We start from the raw sequence: 18,664 nt of genomic DNA, 5'->3' as shown, positions 1-18,664 counted from the left end.
TTGTCATGCTCGGCCGTTCAGTGCCGATGCCTCTCTCGCGGCCTCAGGCCACCGAGGGTTGCCGTCGCAGGTTGCGGGTGATGGCGCTCAGCAGCATGCCGTAGAGCGGCACGAACAGCATCAGCATCACCGCCAGCTTCACGCCGTAGTCGACCCAGGCGATCTCCACCCAGTGCTCGGCCATGAAGGGGTTGTCGCTGTGCCAGAAGGCGATGGAGAAGAAGGTGAAGGTGTCCAGCAGGTTGCCGAACAGGGTCGAAACCACCGGGGCGATCCACCACTGGCGCATGCGGCGCAGGCGATCGAAGACCTGGATGTCGAGGATCTGGCCGAATACGTAGGCCAGGAAGCTGGCCAGGGAAATCCGCGCGACGAAGGTGTTGAATTCGCCCAGGGAGGCGAAGCCTCGGAAGCCACCTTCCTGGAAGATCACCGAGATCACGTAGGAAGCCAGCAGCGCCGGCACCATCACCCGCGCGATGACCAGCCGCGCCGGGCGCTTGCCGAGCAGGCGGACAGTAAGGTCGGTGGCCAGGAAGATGAACGGGAAGCTGAATGCGCCCCAGGTGGTATGCCAGCCAAAGAGGGTCATTGGCAGCTGCACCAGATAGTTGCTGGCAATGATGATCAGGATGTGGAACGCGACCAGACCGGCGAGTGCGCCGCGCCTTGCCGCCGGAAGGGATGCCGACATGCTTTGGGCCTTTTTCGTCGATGGGGTGAGGGAACCCATGCCCGGCACCATGCCGAGCGGCGCGCATTGTATACGATCCGGACCTGGAAGTCAGGTTTTTCTGGACGTTTTTTGTTCAGCGGCGACCGGCGCCTGCCACCACGAACAGCCCCATGCGGAGGACAGACGTCAGGCGTTGCCGACGAAGCGGAAACCCGCGCCCTCGGCGTCGGTGCGCATCACTTCCATCTCCAGGATGGGTGCATCGAAGGGCATGTCCTGCACCTGGCCGGTGACCCGCGTACCGGCAGGCAAGGCGGCGAGCACTTCGTGGCGAACGTAGACGCCGCCGTCGGACAGATCACGGGTATGGCCGAACACATCACCGAAGCTGGAATGACTGATCTTTATCCGGCACTTCATCGGGGTACGCGGGTACTGCCTTTGGTTCGACATGAAATGGCATCCGCCCTGAATGTCAGCGCACTAATGGGCCTCAAACCCGAGGGTCAGGTCAAGCCAGCAGTTGCACGAGCAGCCAGAGATTGGCCGCGCTGATGACGCAGAACAAGCCCCAGGCCAGGAGGCGGGTGAGCAGGGAGTTGGCGAACTCGCCCATCAGCGCGCGATCGCTGGTGAAGCGGATCAAAGGCCAGAGCGCGAAGGGCAATTGCAGGCTGAGCACCACCTGGCTCATCACCAGCAGCTTGCCCACGGCCTTGTCGCCGAGCATCACCACGCCGATCAGTGCCGGGATCAACGCCAAGGCACGGGTGATCAGGCGGCGCTGCCAGCAGGGGATCTTCATTTGCAGGAAGCCGTCCATGATCACCTGCCCGGCGATGGTGCCGGTGAAGGTGGAGCTCTGCCCGGAGGCGAGCAGGGCGACGCCGAAGAGGATCGCCGCCAGGCCGGTGCCCACCAGCGGTTCGAGCAGGCGGTAGGCGTCCTGGATTTCGGTGACGCCGGTGTGGCCGGTCTCGTGGAAGGCCGCGGCGGCGAGGATCAGGATCGCCGCGTTGACCAGCAGCGCCAGGCTCAGCGACACCACGGTGTCGATACGCGTCAGGCGGATCGCCGCAGCTTTGCCGTTGCTGCCGCTGACCTGCCGCGTCTGCACGATGGACGAGTGCAGGTAGAGGTTGTGCGGCATCACCGTGGCACCGAGGATGCCAATCGCCAGGTACAGCGGCTCGCGCTGGGTCACCGCGTCCCAGCTGGGCAAGAAGCCGGCGGCGACGTCGGGCCAGTAGGGTTTGATGAGGATCAGCTCGACCAGGTAGCAGCCGCTGATGGTCACGATCAGGCCGAGCATGATCGCTTCCAGGTGGCGGAAGCGCTGGCCCTTGAGGCCGAGCACGATGAGTGTGTCGAAGGCGGTGAGGATGACGCCGGTGACCAGGTCGACGCCCAGCAGGAGGTGGAAGGCCAGGGCGCAGCCGAGCACTTCGGCGAGGTCCGTGGCGACGATCGACAGCTCCGCCAGCAGCCACTGCAAACGCGCCGTGCCGAGGCTGTAGCGGCTGCGCGAGAGCTGTGCCAGGTCCTGGCCGGTGACGATCCCCAGGCGCATTGCCAGGCACTGCAGGACCATCCCGGCAAGACTTGAGAGCAGTACCACGAACAGCAGCTGGTAGCCGAATCCCGAGCCGGCTTCGATGGCGGTGGCCCAGTTGCCCGGGTCCATGTAGCCGATGGAGACCAGCAGGCCGGGGCCGGCGAACTGGAGGATGCGTTTCCACAACGGCGCGCCGGCCGCGACCTGGATGCTGCCTTTGACTTCCGAGGGACAGAACGGCGCAGTAGCGGTGGTCGGCAGGCCGAGCATGTGGGTGATTCCGGAGAGCGAGGGAGATTCAGCCTGACGCCCCTGGCATCAACAATCCAGGGGCGGCGTACCTATCGCGTCGATTGAGCGGGGCGGATCAGTACCAGCGAGCCTCGCCTTCGGGACGCTTCTTGAAGCGCTTCATGGTCCACATGTACTGGCTGGGGTAGGCACGCACGTACTTGGCCAGCTCGCGGCTGAGTGCGGCGACCGACACTTCCATATCCTTGTCGTACATGTCCGCCGGCGCGGCTTCGAGGATCACCTTGTAACCACTGCCATCGGGCAGGCGCACGGCATGGAAGAACACTCCACGTGCCTTGCCGCGCGACAGCAGCGAGGGCACGAACTTGCTGGTCAGCGCGGTGGTGCCCAGGTAGGGCACGAACAGGCCCGAGCCCAGGTCCGGTTCCGGGTCGCAGGGGATGCCGACGCAGCCGCCGTTCTTCACTTCCTTGATCACGCTCTTGATGCCTTCGGGCGTCGACGGCGCGACGCGGTTGCCCAGCTGCACGCGCTGTTTCTTCAGCAGCTCATCCACCGCCTTGAGCTTCGGCGGGCGGTAGAAAATGATCGGTTTGGCGTAGGAGCAGTAGAAGTGGTTGAGCACTTCCCAGTTGCCCAGGTGGCTGGTGATGCCGACCAGGCCGTCGCCGGAGGCCAGCGCTTCTTCCAGCACCTCCATGCCTTCGACTTCACGGATGTACTGCAGCGACTTCTGCGGTGACCACATCCAGGCGCAGGCGCTCTCGGTCAGTGTACGGCCGATGTCCATCAGGCTCTGGCCGACGAGTTTCTCCAACTCGGCTTCGGACAGCTCGGGGAAGCAGTGCGACAGGTTGATCCGCACGATCTCGCGGGAGCGGTTGGGCAGCTTCCACATCAACCAGCCGATACCGGCGCCCAAAGCGCCCACCGCACGCCACGGCAGCATGGCGAACAAGCGCAGGAAGCCCACCACCAGTGCGCCCTTGAATTTCTCCACGGAAAACTCCTTCAAGCAGATGGCGGCCATTGTAGCCGCTCGCGCCGATATTTCGGACGCCATCGAGGCTCCACACAATCTCCACCCAGCGAGCACATTGCGCCCACGGCGCGCGCGCAACCTGCGGCCATTCGATCCACTGGCCCGGAGGCCCGCGATGCGTACCCCAACCTTCCTTGCACGGCTGTGCTGGCTGCTGATGGCGATGAGTGCCAGCCTGGCGGCGCTGGCCGCCGACAACAGCTCTTCCAGCGACAGCAGCTCCAGCCCGTATTTCTTCGTCGAAAACGCCGATCCGGCCGTCGATGCGCTGCCGCTCAAGGCAACCCGTGTGGATGCCCGTGTGCTGGGCAACATCGCCGAAGTCACGGTGACCCAGGAATACCGCAACCAGGGCAAGACGCCGCTGGAGGCGCGCTACGTTTTCCCCGCTTCGACCCGTGCCGCCGTCCACGGCATGACCGTGCACCTGGGAGACAGGGTGATCCAGGCGCAGATCCGCGAGAAGCAGAAGGCCAAGGCCGAGTACCAGCAGGCCAGGCAGGACGGCAAGACCGCCGCGCTGCTGGAGCAGGAGCGCGAGAACGTGTTCCAGATGAACGTCGCCAACATCCTCCCCGGCGACGTGGTGCAGGTGGAGCTGCGCTACAGCGAGCTACTGGTGCCCACCGACGGTCACTTCCAGTTTGTCTTCCCCACGGTGGTCGGGCCGCGCTACAACGGTCGCGATGAATCCGGCAGCGGCCAGCAGCAGTGGATCGAGTCGCCGTACCTGCCGACAGGGCAGCCTTCAGCCACGAAGTTCGCCCTGCAGGTCGAACTGCTGGCGCCGGTGCAAATCGGCGAGATCACCTCGCCCTCCCATCGCCTGGTTATCCAGCGAGATGGCCAGCGCGCCACCGCTCGCGTAGCGGCCGACGATGACACCGCCAGCAACCGCGATTTCATTCTCGACTACCAACTCGGTGGAGAGGCCGTTCAAAGCGGCCTGCTGCTGTCACGGGGCGTGCAGGAGAACTTCTTCCTCGCCATGGTCGCGCCCCCACGGGCACCGGATGCCCGACTCATCGTCCCGCGCGACTACGTCTTCGTGGTGGACGTCTCCGGCTCCATGAATGGCTTCCCCCTGGACACCACCAAGACCTTACTGCGCGACCTGATCGGCCGGCTGCGCCCCAGCGATACTTTCAACCTGCTGCTGTTCGCCGGCGACAATCGCAAGCTGGCCGACCGTTCGCTGGCTGCTACCCCGGAGAACACCCGCCTTGCCATCGACCTGCTGGACAGCCAGGTCGGCGCCGGTGGCACCGAGCTCATACCGGCCCTGCGCGAGGCGCTGGCGATGCCGACCGACCCGGAGCGCTCGCGCAGCTTCGTGGTGGTCACCGACGGCTACGTCACCATCGAGAGCAGTGCCTACAAACTGGTGCGCGAAAACCTGAGCAAGGCCAACCTGTTCGCCTTCGGCATCGGCAGTGCGGTGAACCGCAGCCTGATCGAAGGCCTGGCGCGGGCGGGGCAGGGCGAGCCCTTCGTGGTGACCGACGATCAGTCGGCAGGCCAGGCGGCGCAACGTTTCCGCCGGATGATCGACAGCCCCCTGCTCAAGGGCATCCACGCCCGCTTCGAAGGCCTCGATGTGTACGACGTGGAGCCGCTGCAACTGCCCGACCTGTTTGCCAATCGCCCGCTGGTGCTGTTCGGCAAGTGGAAGGGCGAGCCACGCGGTGAGCTGCGACTCGACGCCCACGCCGCCGAAGGCCCGTTCCAGGTACGACTGCCAATCAGCGCCGGCAACCTCACCGACAACAATGGTGCGCTCGCTCACCTGTGGGCACGCCAACGCCTCGCCACCCTGATGGACCAGGAAGCTCTCGACGGTGGCTTCGAGTTCAGCTCGCAGATCCTCGACCTCGGGCTGAAATATCAGCTGCTCACGCCCTATACCTCGTTCATCGCCGTCGACCAGCAGGTGCGCAATCCCGATCTCCAGGCGAACAGGACGGTCGATCAGCCACTGCCTATGCCCCAGGGCGTGAGCAACAGCGCCATCGGCAGTACCGTGCCGGGCACTCCGGAACCGGGGGTATGGGCCATGTTGCTGTTGGCCGCACTGAGTGGCTGGTTCTGGCGGAGGAAGGCCTCATGATCCGCCGCCTACCCGGCTGGAGCTGGGTACTGTTTGCCGCGCTGGCGGCCTGGCCCAGCTGGCTGTGGGCGGCGCGGCGCCTCGGTGATGGTTCGGATGACCCGCTGGGCATCATCGCTTTGGCGGCACTCGGCCTGTTGCTCTGGCGCGATCGCTCCAGCCTGCGCGCGCAACCTCGTTTGCGTTGGCTGTGCGTCGCAGCGCTTCTGCTGATCGCCGGGGCATTGTCCCAATCAGTCCTGCCGCCGCTGCTGCGGGGACTGATCTCGGTGCTGGCACTGCTGCTGGTGATCCTCAGCCTGCGCGCCCCCGGCCAGCCCTGGGTGGGCTGGCTGGGGCTGGGCGTGCTGTCGTTGCCGCTGCTGTCTTCGCTGCAGTTCTTCGTCGGATACCCGCTACGAGTTGTCACCGCCGAGGTCAGCGCCTGGCTGTTGCGCCTGGGCAGCTGGTCGGTGGAACGGCAGGGCAGTGCACTGCTGGTGGACGGCCAATGGGTGATGGTCGATGCGCCGTGCTCGGGTATCCAGATGGCCTGGGTCGGCTACTTCACCGCCTGCGCGCTGGCGGCCTGGCTGCGCTTGCCGGACCGCGCGCTGGCACGCCGCCTGCCGCTGGTGGGACTGCTGGTGCTGGGCGGCAACATCCTGCGCAACACGCTGCTGGTGTGGGGCGAGAGCGGGGCGAGCGGCTTTCCCGGCTGGGCCCACGAGACAGTCGGGCTGCTGGTATTCGTCGGCGTCTGCGGGATGATTTTCCGGGTGATAGGGCGGCGCGCTTTTGCGCTGTCAGCTTCGGTCGAAGCTGTGCGGCCTGACGCTTCGATGCGCTTCACCGGCGGCCTGCTTGGCGCCTTGCTGCTGGTAACGCTCTGGCCATTCGTGGCGCCGGCTACCACTGCGTCGGAGTCCACTCGGATAGTCCATGAATGGCCGCTTCAGTTCGAAGGTCGCACCTTGCGTCCGCTGGCGCTTTCGCCGGTCGAGCAACGCTTCGCCGAGAACTTCCCTGGCCAGCTTGGCCGCTTCACCGACGGCCAGCGCAGTATCGTGCTACGCCAGGTGCTACGGCCGACGCGCAAGCTGCACCCGGCAGAGGACTGCTTCCGTGCGATCGGCTACCGCATCGAGCAGTCCCAACTGCGCAAGCGCGTGGGAGCGGAAGGTTTGCAGCGCTGCTTCGTCGTCACGCGCAACGGCGTGAAGTTGCAGGTCTGCGACTACATCGAGGACGCCGCCGGCCAGTCCTTCTCCGACACGTCGGCCTGGTACTGGTCGGCACTCTCCGGCCGCTCCGCCGGGCCATGGCAGGCGGTCACCCTGGCCAGCCCGCTGCCTTAGGCGCGGGTCAGCTGGGCGTAGCGGTCACAGTCGGTTGTGTGGTCCATGACCATGCCGGTGGCCTGCATGAAGGCGTAGCAGATGGTCGGGCCGACGAAGTTGAAGCCGGCCTTGCGCAGTGCCTTGCTCATCGCCTCCGCCTCGGGCGTCACCGCCGGGACCTGGCCACGCTCGCTGAAGTGGTTGACCTTGGGCTGACCGCCAACGAAGGACCAGAGGAAGCCCACCGGGTCCTCCAGCTTCAACCAGGCCTGGGCATTCTGCCGCGCCGCCTTGAGCTTGGCGAGGTTGCGGATGATGCCCGGGTCCTGCATGCGCTCCTCGATTTCCTCGTCGGTCATGCGTGCCAGGCGTTCCGGGTCGAAGCCGAACAGCACCTCACGGTAGCGTTCGCGCTTCTTCAGCACGGTGATCCACGACAGGCCAGCCTGGGCACCTTCGAGGATGATCATCTCGAACAGGGCGCGGGCGTCACGCTGCGGCACGCCCCATTCGGCATCGTGGTAGGCGATGTACAGCGGGTCGTCGTTACACCAGAAGCAGCGGGGCATGGCGGTCGTCCTGACAGGGAAAGTCCGACTATAGCCAAAATACTGTATGAAGATACAGTCATTCACATGATTTCCGACACATTCGTGATCTCCCGCCGGGCGCCTCTGCAGCGCTGTGAGGCCCAAGCTGCAAGCGTCTTGGGGTATACTGCCGGGTTTTAGTCGCATATCCAGCACAGGTGAAATTCGTGAGCCAGACTACGCCCGCCGTGCCCACCTTCCAGGACCTGATCCTCGCCCTGCAAAAATACTGGGCCGATCAGGGCTGTGTGGTGCTGCAGCCCTACGACATGGAAGTAGGCGCAGGCACCTTCCACACCGCCACCTTCCTCCGCGCCGTGGGCCCGGAAACCTGGAACGCGGCGTACGTGCAACCGAGCCGCCGTCCCACCGACGGTCGCTACGGCGAGAACCCCAACCGCCTGCAGCACTACTACCAGTTCCAGGTGGTCTTGAAGCCCAATCCGGAAAACTTCCAGGAGTTGTACCTGGGCTCGCTGCAGGCCATCGGCATCGACCCACTGGTGCACGACATTCGTTTCGTCGAGGACAACTGGGAATCGCCGACCCTCGGCGCCTGGGGCCTGGGCTGGGAAATCTGGCTGAACGGCATGGAAGTCACCCAGTTCACCTACTTCCAGCAGGTCGGCGGCATCGAGTGCTACCCGGTCACCGGTGAGATCACCTACGGCCTGGAACGCCTGGCCATGTACATCCAGGGTGTCGACTCGGTGTACGACCTGGTCTGGGCTGACGGCCCGTTCGGCAAGGTCACCTATGGCGATGTGTTCCACCAGAACGAAGTGGAGCAGTCGACCTACAACTTCGAACACGCCAACGTCGAGAAACTCTTCGAGCTGTTCGACTTCTACGAAAGCGAAGCCAACCGCCTGATCGAACTGCAGCTGCCGCTGCCGACCTACGAGATGGTCCTCAAGGCCTCGCACACCTTCAACCTGCTGGACGCCCGCCGCGCCATCTCGGTGACCGAGCGTCAGCGCTACATCCTGCGCGTACGCACCCTGGCCCGCGCGGTGGCGCAGAGCTACCTGCAGGCCCGCGCCCGCCTCGGCTTCCCGATGGCCACCCCCGCACTGCGTGACGAAGTACTGGCCAAGCTGAAGGAGGCCGAATAATGAGCGCGAAGGATTTCCTCGTCGAACTGGGCACCGAAGAGCTGCCACCCAAGGCGCTGAAAAGCCTCGGTGAAGCCTTCCTGGCCGGCATCGAGAAGGGCCTGAAGGCCGCCGGCCTCACCTACGCCGCCGCGCGCTGCTACGCCGCGCCGCGCCGTCTGGCCGTGCAGATCGACCAACTCGCCGTGCAACAGCCGGATCGCACCGTGAACCTCGATGGCCCACCGCTGCAGGCTGCCTTCGATGCCAGCGGCAACCCGACCCAGGCCGCCCTCGGCTTCGCCAAGAAGTGCGGCGTAGACCTGGAGCAGATCGACAAGAGCGGCCCGAAACTCAAGTTCAGCCAGAGCATCGCCGGCCAGCCGGCCGTAGGCCTGCTGCCAGGGATCGTCGAGGCCTCGCTGAACGAGCTGCCGATTCCCAAGCGCATGCGCTGGGCGGCCCGCCGCGAAGAGTTCGTGCGTCCGACCCAGTGGCTGGTGATGCTGTTCGGCGACGACGTCGTCGACTGCGAGATTCTCACCAAGAAGGCCGGTCGCGAATCCCGTGGCCACCGCTTCCACAACCCGGCCAACGTGCGCATCTCGGCACCGGCCAACTACCTGGAAGACCTGCGCAGCGCCCACGTGCTGGCCGACTTCGCCGAGCGCCGCGAGATCATCTCCAAGCGTGTCGCCGAACTGGCTGCCGAGCAGAAGGGCAGCGCCATCGTCCCGGCCGACCTGCTGGACGAAGTGACCGCGCTGGTCGAGTGGCCGGTGCCGCTGGTGTGCTCCTTCGAGGAGCGGTTCCTCGCCGTGCCGCAGGAAGCCCTGATCACCACCATGCAGGACAACCAGAAGTACTTCTGCCTGCTGGACGCCAACGGCAAGCTGCTGCCGCGCTTCATCACCGTGGCCAACGTCGAGAGCAAGGCGCCGGAGCACATCGTCTCCGGTAACGAGAAGGTCGTGCGTCCGCGCCTGACCGACGCCGAGTTCTTCTTCAAGCAGGACCAGAAGCAGCCGCTGGAAGCCTTCAACGCCCGCCTGAAGAACGTGGTGTTCCAGGCCCAACTCGGCACCGTCTACGAGAAAGCCGAACGCGTCTCCAAACTGGCCGCCTACATCGCCGAACGCATCGGTGGTGATGCGACCAACGCGGCCCGTGCCGGCATCCTCTCCAAGTGCGACCTGGCCACCGAGATGGTCGGCGAGTTCCCGGAGATGCAGGGCATCGCCGGTTACTACTACGCCACCGCGGGTGGCGAGGCCAAGGACGTCGCCCTGGCGCTGAACGAGCAGTACATGCCGCGCGGCGCTGGCGCCGAGCTGCCGGGCACCCTGACCGGTGCGGCGGTGGCCGTGGCCGACAAGCTCGACACCCTGGTGGGCATCTTCGGCATCGGCATGCTCCCCACGGGCAGCAAGGACCCGTACGCCCTGCGCCGTGCCGCCCTGGGTGTGCTGCGCATCCTCATCGAGAAGCAGCTGGACCTGGACCTGGTCGACGCCATTGGCGTTGCCGTAGCCCAGTACGGCGACAAGGTGAAGGCCGACGGCCTGTCCGAACAGGTGCAGGACTTCGTCTTCGACCGTCTGCGTGCCCGCTACGAGGACGAGGGTGTAAACGTCGCCGTGTACCAGGCCGTGCGCGCGCTCAAGCCGACCGCGCCGCTGGACTTCGATCAGCGCGTGCAGGCCGTCCAGGCCTTCCGTCAGCTGCCGGAAGCCGAAGCCCTGGCCGCCGCCAACAAGCGCGTGTCGAACATCCTGGCCAAGGCCGAGGGCGAAGTGCCCGCGAGCGTCAATGCCAGCCTGTTTGCCGAGACCGCCGAGAAGGCCCTTGGCAGCGCCGTGGCAAGCGCCGAGGCGGAAGTGGCTCCGCTGGCCGCAGCTCGCGACTACCGCGCCGCCCTGGCCCAGCTGGCGGCCCTGCGCGCGCCGGTGGATGCCTTCTTCGAGGAAGTACTGGTCAACGCGGACGACAACGCCGTGAAGGCCAACCGCTACGCGCTGCTGGCGAAGTTGCGCGGGCTGTTCCTCGGCGTCGCCGACATCTCGCTGCTGGGTTGATGCCCACCTGAAAGCCGGGAGTTCGCAACGGTTCGCCGTGACGAACTCCCGGCTTTTTCATTTCCGACTTTCGAAGCGCGTGACCTATCCAGCATGAAGCTACTGATCCTCGACCGCGACGGTGTCATCAACCAGGACTCCGACGCCTACATCAAATCCCTCGACGAGTGGATTCCGATCCCCAGCGCGATCACCGCCATCGCCCGCCTGAGCAAGGCCGGCTGGACCGTGGCCGTGGCCACCAACCAGTCGGGCATCGCCCGTGGTTATTACGACCTGGCCACCCTGGAGAGCATGCACCAGCGCCTGCGCGAGCTGGTGGAAGAGCAGGGCGGTGAACTCGGTCTGGTGGTCTACTGCCCGCATGGTCCCGACGAGGGCTGCGCCTGCCGCAAGCCGAAACCCGGTATGCTGCTGCAGATTGCCCACCACTACAGCTCGAATTTACGCGGCACCTGGTTCGTGGGTGACAGCCGGGGTGACCTGGACGCCGCGCTGGCCGTCGATTGTCAGCCAGTGTTGGTAAAGACCGGCAAAGGCGAGCGAACCCTGACCAAGCCGTTGCCCGAAGGCACGCTGGTATTCGACGACCTGGCGGCAGTAGCCGACCAACTTCTTTCCTGAGGACCCATCCCCCATGTCGATAGTGCAGGCCATCAGAACCGTACTTTTCTACCTGCTGCTGTCGTCCAGCGCCTTCGTCTGGGGCACCCTCAGCCTGCTCATTGCCCCCTTCCTGCCCTACCGCGCGCGCTACCGTTTCATTGCCCAGGCCTGGTGCAAGTTCGCCGTCTGGCTCGCCAGCTGGATGGTCGGCGTGCGCTACGAACTCAAGGGGGTGGAGAACATTCCTGACCAGCCCTGCGTGATCCTCGCCAAACACCAGAGCACCTGGGAGACCTTCTTCCTCACCGGCTACTTTGAGCCGCTGGCCCTGGTACTCAAACGCGAGCTGCTGTTCGTGCCCTTTTTCGGTTGGGCCATGGCGCTGCTCAAGCCGATCGCCATCAACCGCGAGCAGCCCAAGGTGGCGCTCAAGCAGATCGCCAAGCAGGGCGATGAGTGTCTCAAGAAGGGCGCCTGGGTACTGATCTTCCCGGAAGGCACCCGCGTTCCCACCGGCCAGATCGGCAAATTCTCCCGCGGCGGCGCCTCCCTGGCGATCAACGCCAACCTTCCGGTGCTGCCGATCGCCCACAACGCCGGGCACTGCTGGCCGAAGAACGGCTGGGCGAAGTACCCTGGCACCATCCAGGTGGTGATTGGCCCGGCGATGTACGCTGAAGGGGAGGGCGCACGCGCCATCACCGAGCTCAACCAGCGAGCCGAGAACTGGGTCATCCAGACCCTGCGCGATATGGGTGAGCTGTCGGCAGATTCGGCGCCTCAGGCGGTGGCCGAAGCCTCCTGATACTTTCCTCAAGCAAAAGAAAAGGGCCCCGAAGGGCCCTTTCTTTTTGCCTGGCTATAGCTGAACAGCATCAGACGTCCAGGTTGGACACCGCCAGCGCGTTGCTTTCGATGAAGTCGCGGCGCGGCTCCACGGCATCGCCCATCAGGGTGTTGAACAGCTGGTCGGCAGCAATGGCATCCTCGATGGTTACCTTCAGCATGCGGCGCACGTTCGGGTCCATGGTGGTTTCCCACAGCTGATCCGGGTTCATCTCGCCCAGACCTTTGTATCGCTGGATGCTGTGGCGCTTGGTGCCTTCGGTCATCAGCCAGTCCAGGGCTTCCTTGAAGCTGCTGACGTTTTTCTTGCGTTCGCCCTTCTGCACGTAGGCGCCTTCTTCCAGCAGGCTGTTCAGCTTGCTGCCCAGCTCGGTCACCGCGCGGTAATCGTTGCTGGCGAAGAAGTCGCGATTGAAGGTGACGTAGTTCGACAGACCGTGGGCCACCATCTCGACTTCCGGCAGCCACAGGTGACGCTCGCGGTCTTCGCGCAGGCTGACCTTGTAGGTCAGGCCGGACTTTTCGACAGCCTTCAGGCGCGCCTGGAACTGCTCGATCCAGGACTGCATGGTGGCCTCGTCACCCAGCTTTTCCGCCTCGATGCGCGGCAGATAGATGAAGTGCTCGGTCAGGTCCTGCGGGTACAGACGGGACAGGCGGGAGAGGGTGCGCATGACGCCGCGATACTCGTTGACCAGCTTCTCCAGCGCCTCACCGGACAGGCCCGGGGCGCTTTCATTGACGTGGACGCTGGCTTCCTCGAGGGCCGACTGGGTCATGTATTCCTCCATGGCCACGTCGTCCTTGATGTACTGCTCCTGCTTGCCACGCTTCACCTTGTACAGCGGCGGCTGAGCGATGTAGATGTAGCCGCGCTCGACCAGCTCCGGCAGCTGACGGAAGAAGAAGGTCAGCAGCAGGGTGCGGATGTGCGAACCGTCGACGTCAGCATCGGTCATGATGATGATGTTGTGGTAACGCAGCTTGTCGATGTTGTACTCCTCGCGCCCGATACCGCAGCCCAGCGCGGTGATCAGCGTGCCAACCTCCTGGGAGGACAGCATCTTGTCGAAGCGAGCTTTCTCGACGTTGAGGATCTTGCCCTTGAGCGGCAGGATCGCCTGGGTCTTGCGGTTACGGCCCTGCTTCGCAGAACCGCCCGCGGAGTCACCTTCCACGATGTACAGCTCGGAGAGGGCGGGGTCCTTCTCCTGGCAGTCGGCCAGCTTGCCCGGCAGGCCAGCGATGTCCAGCGCGCCCTTGCGGCGGGTCATCTCGCGAGCCTTGCGCGCAGCCTCACGAGCACGAGCGGCGTCGATCATCTTGCCGACCACGGCCTTGGCCTCGTTCGGGTTCTCCAGCAGGAAGTCGGCGAAGTACTTGCCCATCTCCTGTTCCACGGCGGTCTTCACCTCCGAGGAAACCAGCTTGTCCTTGGTCTGCGAGCTGAACTTCGGATCCGGCACCTTTACCGAAATAATCGCGGTCAGACCTTCACGGGCGTCGTCGCCGGTGGTGGCGATCTTGAACTTCTTCGCCAGGCCTTCCTGTTCGATGTAGTTGTTCAGGTGGCGGGTGAGGGCGGAGCGGAAGCCCGCCAGGTGGGTGCCCCCGTCGCGCTGGGGAATGTTGTTGGTGAAGCAGAGGATATTCTCGTTGAAGCTGTCGTTCCACTGCAGAGCGACTTCTACACCGACGCCGTCTTCTTCGCGCTGGCAGTTGAAGTGGAAGACCTGGTTCACCGCGGTCTTGTTGGTGTTCAGGTACTCGACGAAGGCGCGCAGGCCACCCTCGTACTTGAACAGCTCTTCCTTGCCGGCACGCTCGTCACGCAGGACGATGCCGACGCCGGAGTTCAGGAAGGACAGCTCGCGGATCCGCTTGGCCAGGATGTCCCAGCTGAAGTGGATGTTATGGAAGGTTTCCGGGGACGGTTTGAAGTGCACCTCGGTGCCCGAGCCTTCGGTATCGCCTACTGGGCGCAGCGGGAACTGCGGGACACCGTGATGGTAGACCTGCTCCCAGACTTTGCCTTCGCGGCGAATGGTCAGGCGCAGCTCGTGGGAGAGGGCGTTCACCACCGACACACCCACGCCGTGCAGACCGCCGGAGACCTTGTAGCTGTTGTCGTCGAACTTACCGCCGGCGTGGAGGACGGTCATGATGACCTCGGCCGCGGAGACCCCTTCTTCCTTGTGGATATCCACTGGGATGCCGCGACCGTTGTCGCGCACGGTGATGGATTCATCGGTGTGAATGGTGATGCTGATCTCGCTGCAGTAGCCCGCCAGCGCTTCGTCGATCGAGTTGTCCACGACCTCGAAGACCATGTGGTGCAGGCCAGTGCCGTCGTCGGTATCACCGATGTACATGCCCGGACGCTTACGTACGGCGTCCAGCCCCTTCAGTACCTTGATACTGGAAGAGTCGTAGGTGTTCTCGCTCATTCTTCACTCCCGATGGTAGTGTCCTGAGAGACGCGCCCATGTTCCACGTGGAACATCGACACCGGCGTTTCCGTTTGCCAGCCGTCTTTCAATAAGTGCGGGTCGACGCAGGTGATGAATACCTGGCAACCCAGATCTTCGAGAAGCCGGCACAAAGACAACCGATGCTTCTCATCCAATTCGGAGGGGAGGTCATCCACCAGGTAGACGCATTGCCCGCGCTTGGCCTGATTGATCAAGTGCCCCTGGGCGATCCGCAACGCGCAGACCACCAGTTTCTGTTGGCCACGGGAAAGAATCTCCGCGGCATTGTGTCCCCCCAGACGGATTCTCAGGTCCGCCCGTTGCGGTCCCGCCTGGGTGTGTCCCATCTGCTGATCGCGCAGCAAGCTGGATGACAGCACTTCGCTCAGGTCGCGCTCCTTGTCCCATCCCCGGTAGTAGCTGAGCGTCAGATCATCGATCTGAATCAGCTCGGCCAGAGTCTTCTCAAACTGGGGCTTGAGAGCCTGGATATAGGACCTCCGATACGCGTCGATTTCGTCGCTCGCCGCGCACAATTCGCGGTCCCAAGCAGCCTGCGAAGCACCGTCCAGTTTACCATGTCGGAGCCACGAGTTCCGCTGCCTCAGGGCCTTCTGCAGTCTTTGCCAAGCGACCATGAAGCGTTGTTCCACGTGGAACACTCCCCAGTCGAGGAACTGCCGGCGAATCTTCGGCGCACCTTCCAGCAAGCGAAAACTATCAGGATTGATCAACTGAAGCGGCAAGGTCTCGGCCAACTGAGCAGCGCTGCGTGCATTCTGACCATCGATACGAATCTGGAACTCGCCTTGGCGATCACGTGATACCCCCAGGCTGCTATCAAAGCCATTACCCAGGCGTACCTGTCCGAAAACCGTGCAAGCCGGCTCTTCGTACTGGATGACAGGTTGCAGGCGCATGCTGCGGAAGGAGCGAGCAAGGCCGAGCAGGTAGATGGCTTCCAGCACGCTGGTCTTGCCGCTGCCGTTTTCGCCGTAGAGGATGTTGATGCGGGGGGAGGGGGAGAAGGTCACCGGGTGCAGATTACGCACCGCGGTGACCGAAAGGCGGCTAAGGGACATCGATACGCGTCAGAGGCGCATCGGCATGACGACGTAGGCAGAATCGTCGTTGTCCGCTTCCTGCAGCAGCGCACTGCTGTTGGAGTCGGAGAGGATCATGCGCACCTGCTCGGTACCCATGACACCCAGGACGTCCAGCAGATAGCTGACGTTGAAGCCGATCTCCAGGCTGCCGCCGTTGTAGTCGACCTGCACTTCTTCTTCCGCCTCTTCCTGCTCCGGGTTGTTCGCCTGGATTTTCAGGAGACCGTTGGAGAGCTGCAGACGAATACCGCGGTACTTTTCGTTGGACAGGATTGCGGTACGGCTGAAGGCTTCGCGCAGTACCTGTCGGTCACCCAACACCAGCTTGTCACCGCCCTTGGGCAGTACGCGCTCGTAATCCGGGAACTTGCCGTCCACCAGCTTGGAGGTGAAGGTGAACTCCCCAGTGGTCGCACGGATGTGATGCTGGCCGAGGACGATGGACACTTCGCCGTCCTGCTCGGTGAGCAGGCGAGCCAGCTCGAGAATGCCTTTACGCGGCACGATCACCTGGTGGCGATCCTGGGCTTCCGGCACGCCGTTGCTCAGCGAGCACATGGCCAGGCGGTGGCCATCGGTGGCCACGGCACGCAGGGTGCCGCCACCCACTTCCAGCAGCATGCCGTTCAGGTAGTAGCGAACATCCTGCTGCGCCATGGCGAAGCTGGTGCGATCGATCAGTCGACGCAGCTTGCTCTGCACCAGGCTGAAGGTCAGCGAGCCCGGCCCTTCTTCCACGGTGGGGAAGTCATTGGCCGGCAGGGTGGAAAGAGTGAAGCGACTGCGGCCGGCCTTCACCAGGAGCTTCTGCTCGTCGACGCGGATGTCAATCACGGCATCGCTGGGCAGGCTCTTGCAGATATCCATCAGCTTGCGCGCCGGCACGGTGATTTCACCCGGCTCAGCGGCATCTTCCAGAGTGACGCGACCTACCAGCTCGACTTCCAGGTCGGTGCCGGTCAGCGACAGTTGCTGGCCTTCGACGACCAGCAGGACGTTGGAAAGAACCGGCAGCGTCTGGCGGCGCTCGACAACGCCAGCGACCAGTTGCAGGGGTTTCAACAGAGCTTCGCGTTGAATAGTGAAATGCATGGTCTAGTCCCTTGCCTCGTGAGGCTGCGTCAGGTGGTCAGAGTACGCAGCAGGTTCTTGTAGTCCTCGCGGATATCCGCGTCGGATTCCTTGAGTTGAGCGATCTTACGACAGGCGTGCAGCACCGTGGTGTGATCCCGACCGCCGAAGGCCACGCCGATCTCCGGCAGGCTGTGGTTGGTCAGTTCCTTGGAGAGTGCCATGGCAACCTGACGCGGACGTGCCACCGAGCGCGAGCGGCGCTTGGACAACAGGTCGGCAATCTTGATCTTGTAGTACTCAGCGACGGTACGCTGGATGTTGTCGATGCTGACCAGCTTGTCCTGCAGGGCCAGCAGATCCTTCAACGACTCGCGGATCAGCTCGATGGTGATCGGCCGGCCCATGAAGTGGGAGTGGGCGATCACGCGCTTGAGCGCACCTTCAAGCTCACGCACGTTGGAGCGAATGCGCTGGGCAATGAAGAACGCGGCGTCGTGCGGCAGTTCGACCTTGGCCTGCTCGGCCTTTTTCATCAGGATCGCCACACGGGTTTCCAGCTCGGGCGGCTCCACGGCCACCGTCAAACCCCAGCCGAAGCGCGATTTCAGGCGCTCTTCGAGGCCTTCGATTTCCTTCGGGTAGCGGTCGCTGGTCAGGATGACCTGCTGACCGCCTTCGAGAAGGGCGTTGAAGGTGTGGAAGAACTCTTCCTGGGAACGCTCCTTGCGGGCGAAGAACTGGATATCGTCGATCAGCAGCGCATCCACCGAACGGTAGAAACGCTTGAACTCGTTGATGGCGTTCAGCTGCAGCGCCTTCACCATGTCGGCGACGAAGCGCTCCGAATGCAGGTACACGACCTTTGCATTGGGATTTTTCTTCAGCAGATGGTTACCCACAGCGTGCATCAGGTGGGTCTTGCCCAAGCCGACGCCACCATAAAGGAAGAGCGGGTTGTAGCCGTGCTTGAGGTTGTCCGCCACCTGCCAGGCGGCCGCGCGGGCCAGCTGGTTGGATTTACCTTCAACGAAGTTCTCGAAGGTGAAGGTGCGGTTGAGATAGCTGGTGTGCTTGAGCGCACCTTCTACCTGCACGTTGCGCTCAGTACGCACAGCCGCGGCCGGCATAGCCGCCGCCAGCGGATCGATCCCCGGGCTGGACTCGTCGAGATCGGCGATGGTCTGCACCGGCGCTGTCTGGACGGGCTGCGGCTCAGGCATGGAGAGAGCCACCGGCGCTGGCGCAACCACCGGCGCAGCTGCAGTGGCAACGGGAGCCGCCTGCACGCTCACCTGCGGTGTCGGGACCAGGGCCGGGCGCGGAGCGCGGCTACGGCGGCTGCCAATCAACAGCGAAATCGCCGGAATCTGGCCATTGCCACGTTCGCCCAGCAATTCGAGCAGACGCCCCATGTACTTCTCATTGACCCAGTCGAGTACGAAGCGGTTAGGTGCGTAGACGCGCAACTCCTCACCTTCTGCCTCGACCTGTAGAGGTCTGATCCAGGTGTTGAATTGCTGGGACGGCAGCTCGTCACGCAGAAGCTCCACGCACTGCTGCCAAAGTTCCACGGACACGGATATCCCCCAAAAGAAGTCGCAAAGCGAAACAGGCCGCTATTGTAGCCTCGCCGGACCAACTTATCCACAGTTAAGCACGCAGGGATGTAAGCAAAATCAAGGTGTTAATGATTTTACCGGCGGTCGGGTAATAGTGTCTTGAACCTTGTGGATAACAGCTTGATGGGGCAGGGGAAGACCCTGGTGATCGTTCTGTGGAAAAAATCCCTGTGGAAAAATCCCCATTCCATACCCAGCTTTCCAACTGGCCCCCCACAAGCAGCCCACG

Annotated in this window: 14 protein-coding genes and 1 pseudogene; 6 read left to right on the top strand and 9 right to left on the bottom strand. The window is 63.7% G+C overall.

Going from position 1 to position 18,664, the window contains the following annotated elements; all coding sequences use genetic code 11:
- Nucleotides 1-43: 43 nt before the first annotated feature.
- The 4 genes from ACKI1H_RS05005 to ACKI1H_RS04990 form a co-directional block, all read right to left on the bottom strand.
- Nucleotides 44-694, bottom strand: a complete 651-nt coding sequence (locus ACKI1H_RS05005) for a 7-cyano-7-deazaguanine/7-aminomethyl-7-deazaguanine transporter (RefSeq protein WP_440467804.1) — start codon at nucleotides 692-694, stop codon at nucleotides 44-46.
- A 168-nt stretch (nucleotides 695-862) separates the two neighbouring features.
- Nucleotides 863-1,129, bottom strand: coding sequence for a PilZ domain-containing protein (locus tag ACKI1H_RS05000; protein WP_440467803.1), 267 nt, complete (start codon nucleotides 1,127-1,129; stop codon nucleotides 863-865).
- Nucleotides 1,130-1,187: 58 nt separating this feature from the next.
- Entirely contained in the window at nucleotides 1,188-2,501 is a 1,314-nt protein-coding gene (locus ACKI1H_RS04995) for an Nramp family divalent metal transporter (protein WP_138520013.1), read from the bottom strand.
- Nucleotides 2,502-2,598: 97 nt separating this feature from the next.
- Nucleotides 2,599-3,486, bottom strand: coding sequence for a lysophospholipid acyltransferase (locus tag ACKI1H_RS04990; RefSeq protein ID WP_440467802.1), 888 nt, complete (start codon nucleotides 3,484-3,486; stop codon nucleotides 2,599-2,601).
- A 157-nt stretch (nucleotides 3,487-3,643) separates the two neighbouring features.
- On the opposite strand from ACKI1H_RS04990, the gene ACKI1H_RS04985 reads away from it, so the two are divergent.
- Nucleotides 3,644-5,635 (top strand): VIT and vWA domain-containing protein, encoded by a 1,992-nt coding sequence (locus tag ACKI1H_RS04985; protein ID WP_440467801.1) that lies wholly within the window; start codon nucleotides 3,644-3,646, stop codon nucleotides 5,633-5,635.
- Nucleotides 5,632-6,972: an exosortase Q gene (gene xrtQ, locus ACKI1H_RS04980; protein ID WP_440467800.1), complete on the top strand. Its 1,341-nt coding sequence runs from the start codon at nucleotides 5,632-5,634 to the stop codon at nucleotides 6,970-6,972. Before ACKI1H_RS04985 ends, xrtQ begins: the two co-directional genes overlap by 4 nt.
- On the opposite strand, the gene ACKI1H_RS04975 is transcribed toward xrtQ, so the two are convergent.
- Nucleotides 6,969-7,523, bottom strand: coding sequence for a DNA-3-methyladenine glycosylase I (locus tag ACKI1H_RS04975; RefSeq protein WP_440467799.1), 555 nt, complete (start codon nucleotides 7,521-7,523; stop codon nucleotides 6,969-6,971). The two genes, xrtQ and ACKI1H_RS04975, sit on opposite strands and share 4 nt — an antisense overlap.
- Before the next feature lie 188 nt (nucleotides 7,524-7,711).
- Here ACKI1H_RS04975 and glyQ point away from each other — a divergent pair, with 188 nt between their 5' ends.
- From glyQ to ACKI1H_RS04955, 4 genes are all read left to right on the top strand, one after another.
- Nucleotides 7,712-8,659, top strand: a complete 948-nt coding sequence (gene glyQ, locus ACKI1H_RS04970) for a glycine--tRNA ligase subunit alpha (protein WP_081518980.1) — start codon at nucleotides 7,712-7,714, stop codon at nucleotides 8,657-8,659.
- Nucleotides 8,659-10,713 carry a glycine--tRNA ligase subunit beta gene (gene glyS, locus ACKI1H_RS04965; RefSeq protein WP_440467798.1) on the top strand — a complete coding sequence of 685 codons (2,055 nt, stop codon included), beginning with the start codon at nucleotides 8,659-8,661 and terminating at the stop codon, nucleotides 10,711-10,713. The genes glyQ and glyS overlap by 1 nt, the downstream gene beginning before the upstream one ends.
- A gap of 93 nt (nucleotides 10,714-10,806) precedes the next feature.
- The gene (gene gmhB, locus ACKI1H_RS04960) at nucleotides 10,807-11,337 is read left to right on the top strand and encodes a D-glycero-beta-D-manno-heptose 1,7-bisphosphate 7-phosphatase (RefSeq protein WP_440467797.1); all 531 of its coding nucleotides are present in this window, start codon (nucleotides 10,807-10,809) and stop codon (nucleotides 11,335-11,337) included.
- A 13-nt stretch (nucleotides 11,338-11,350) separates the two neighbouring features.
- Nucleotides 11,351-12,124, top strand: coding sequence for a lysophospholipid acyltransferase family protein (locus ACKI1H_RS04955; protein WP_440467796.1), 774 nt, complete (start codon nucleotides 11,351-11,353; stop codon nucleotides 12,122-12,124).
- Nucleotides 12,125-12,194: 70 nt separating this feature from the next.
- Here the strand turns inward: ACKI1H_RS04955 and gyrB are convergent, their stop codons facing one another.
- The 4 genes and pseudogenes from gyrB to dnaA form a co-directional block, all read right to left on the bottom strand.
- Nucleotides 12,195-14,612, bottom strand: a complete 2,418-nt coding sequence (gyrB, locus tag ACKI1H_RS04950; protein ID WP_440467795.1) for a DNA topoisomerase (ATP-hydrolyzing) subunit B — start codon at nucleotides 14,610-14,612, stop codon at nucleotides 12,195-12,197.
- A gap of 3 nt (nucleotides 14,613-14,615) precedes the next feature.
- Nucleotides 14,616-15,718: pseudogene (recF, locus tag ACKI1H_RS04945) on the bottom strand (DNA replication/repair protein RecF).
- A 9-nt stretch (nucleotides 15,719-15,727) separates the two neighbouring features.
- The gene (dnaN, locus tag ACKI1H_RS04940) at nucleotides 15,728-16,834 is read right to left on the bottom strand and encodes a DNA polymerase III subunit beta (RefSeq protein ID WP_017518853.1); all 1,107 of its coding nucleotides are present in this window, start codon (nucleotides 16,832-16,834) and stop codon (nucleotides 15,728-15,730) included.
- Between the two features lie 29 nt (nucleotides 16,835-16,863).
- A complete protein-coding gene (gene dnaA, locus ACKI1H_RS04935) occupies nucleotides 16,864-18,393 on the bottom strand; it encodes a chromosomal replication initiator protein DnaA (RefSeq protein WP_138520021.1) in 1,530 nt (509 codons plus the stop codon).
- Nucleotides 18,394-18,664: the final 271 nt, after the last annotated feature.

This window comes from Pseudomonas sp. YH-1 (assembly GCF_051990045.1).
GTDB lineage: Bacteria > Pseudomonadota > Gammaproteobacteria > Pseudomonadales > Pseudomonadaceae > Pseudomonas > Pseudomonas nicosulfuronedens.
Note: the sequence above shows the minus strand (reverse complement) of the source record. Positions and strands in the feature narration are given on the sequence as shown.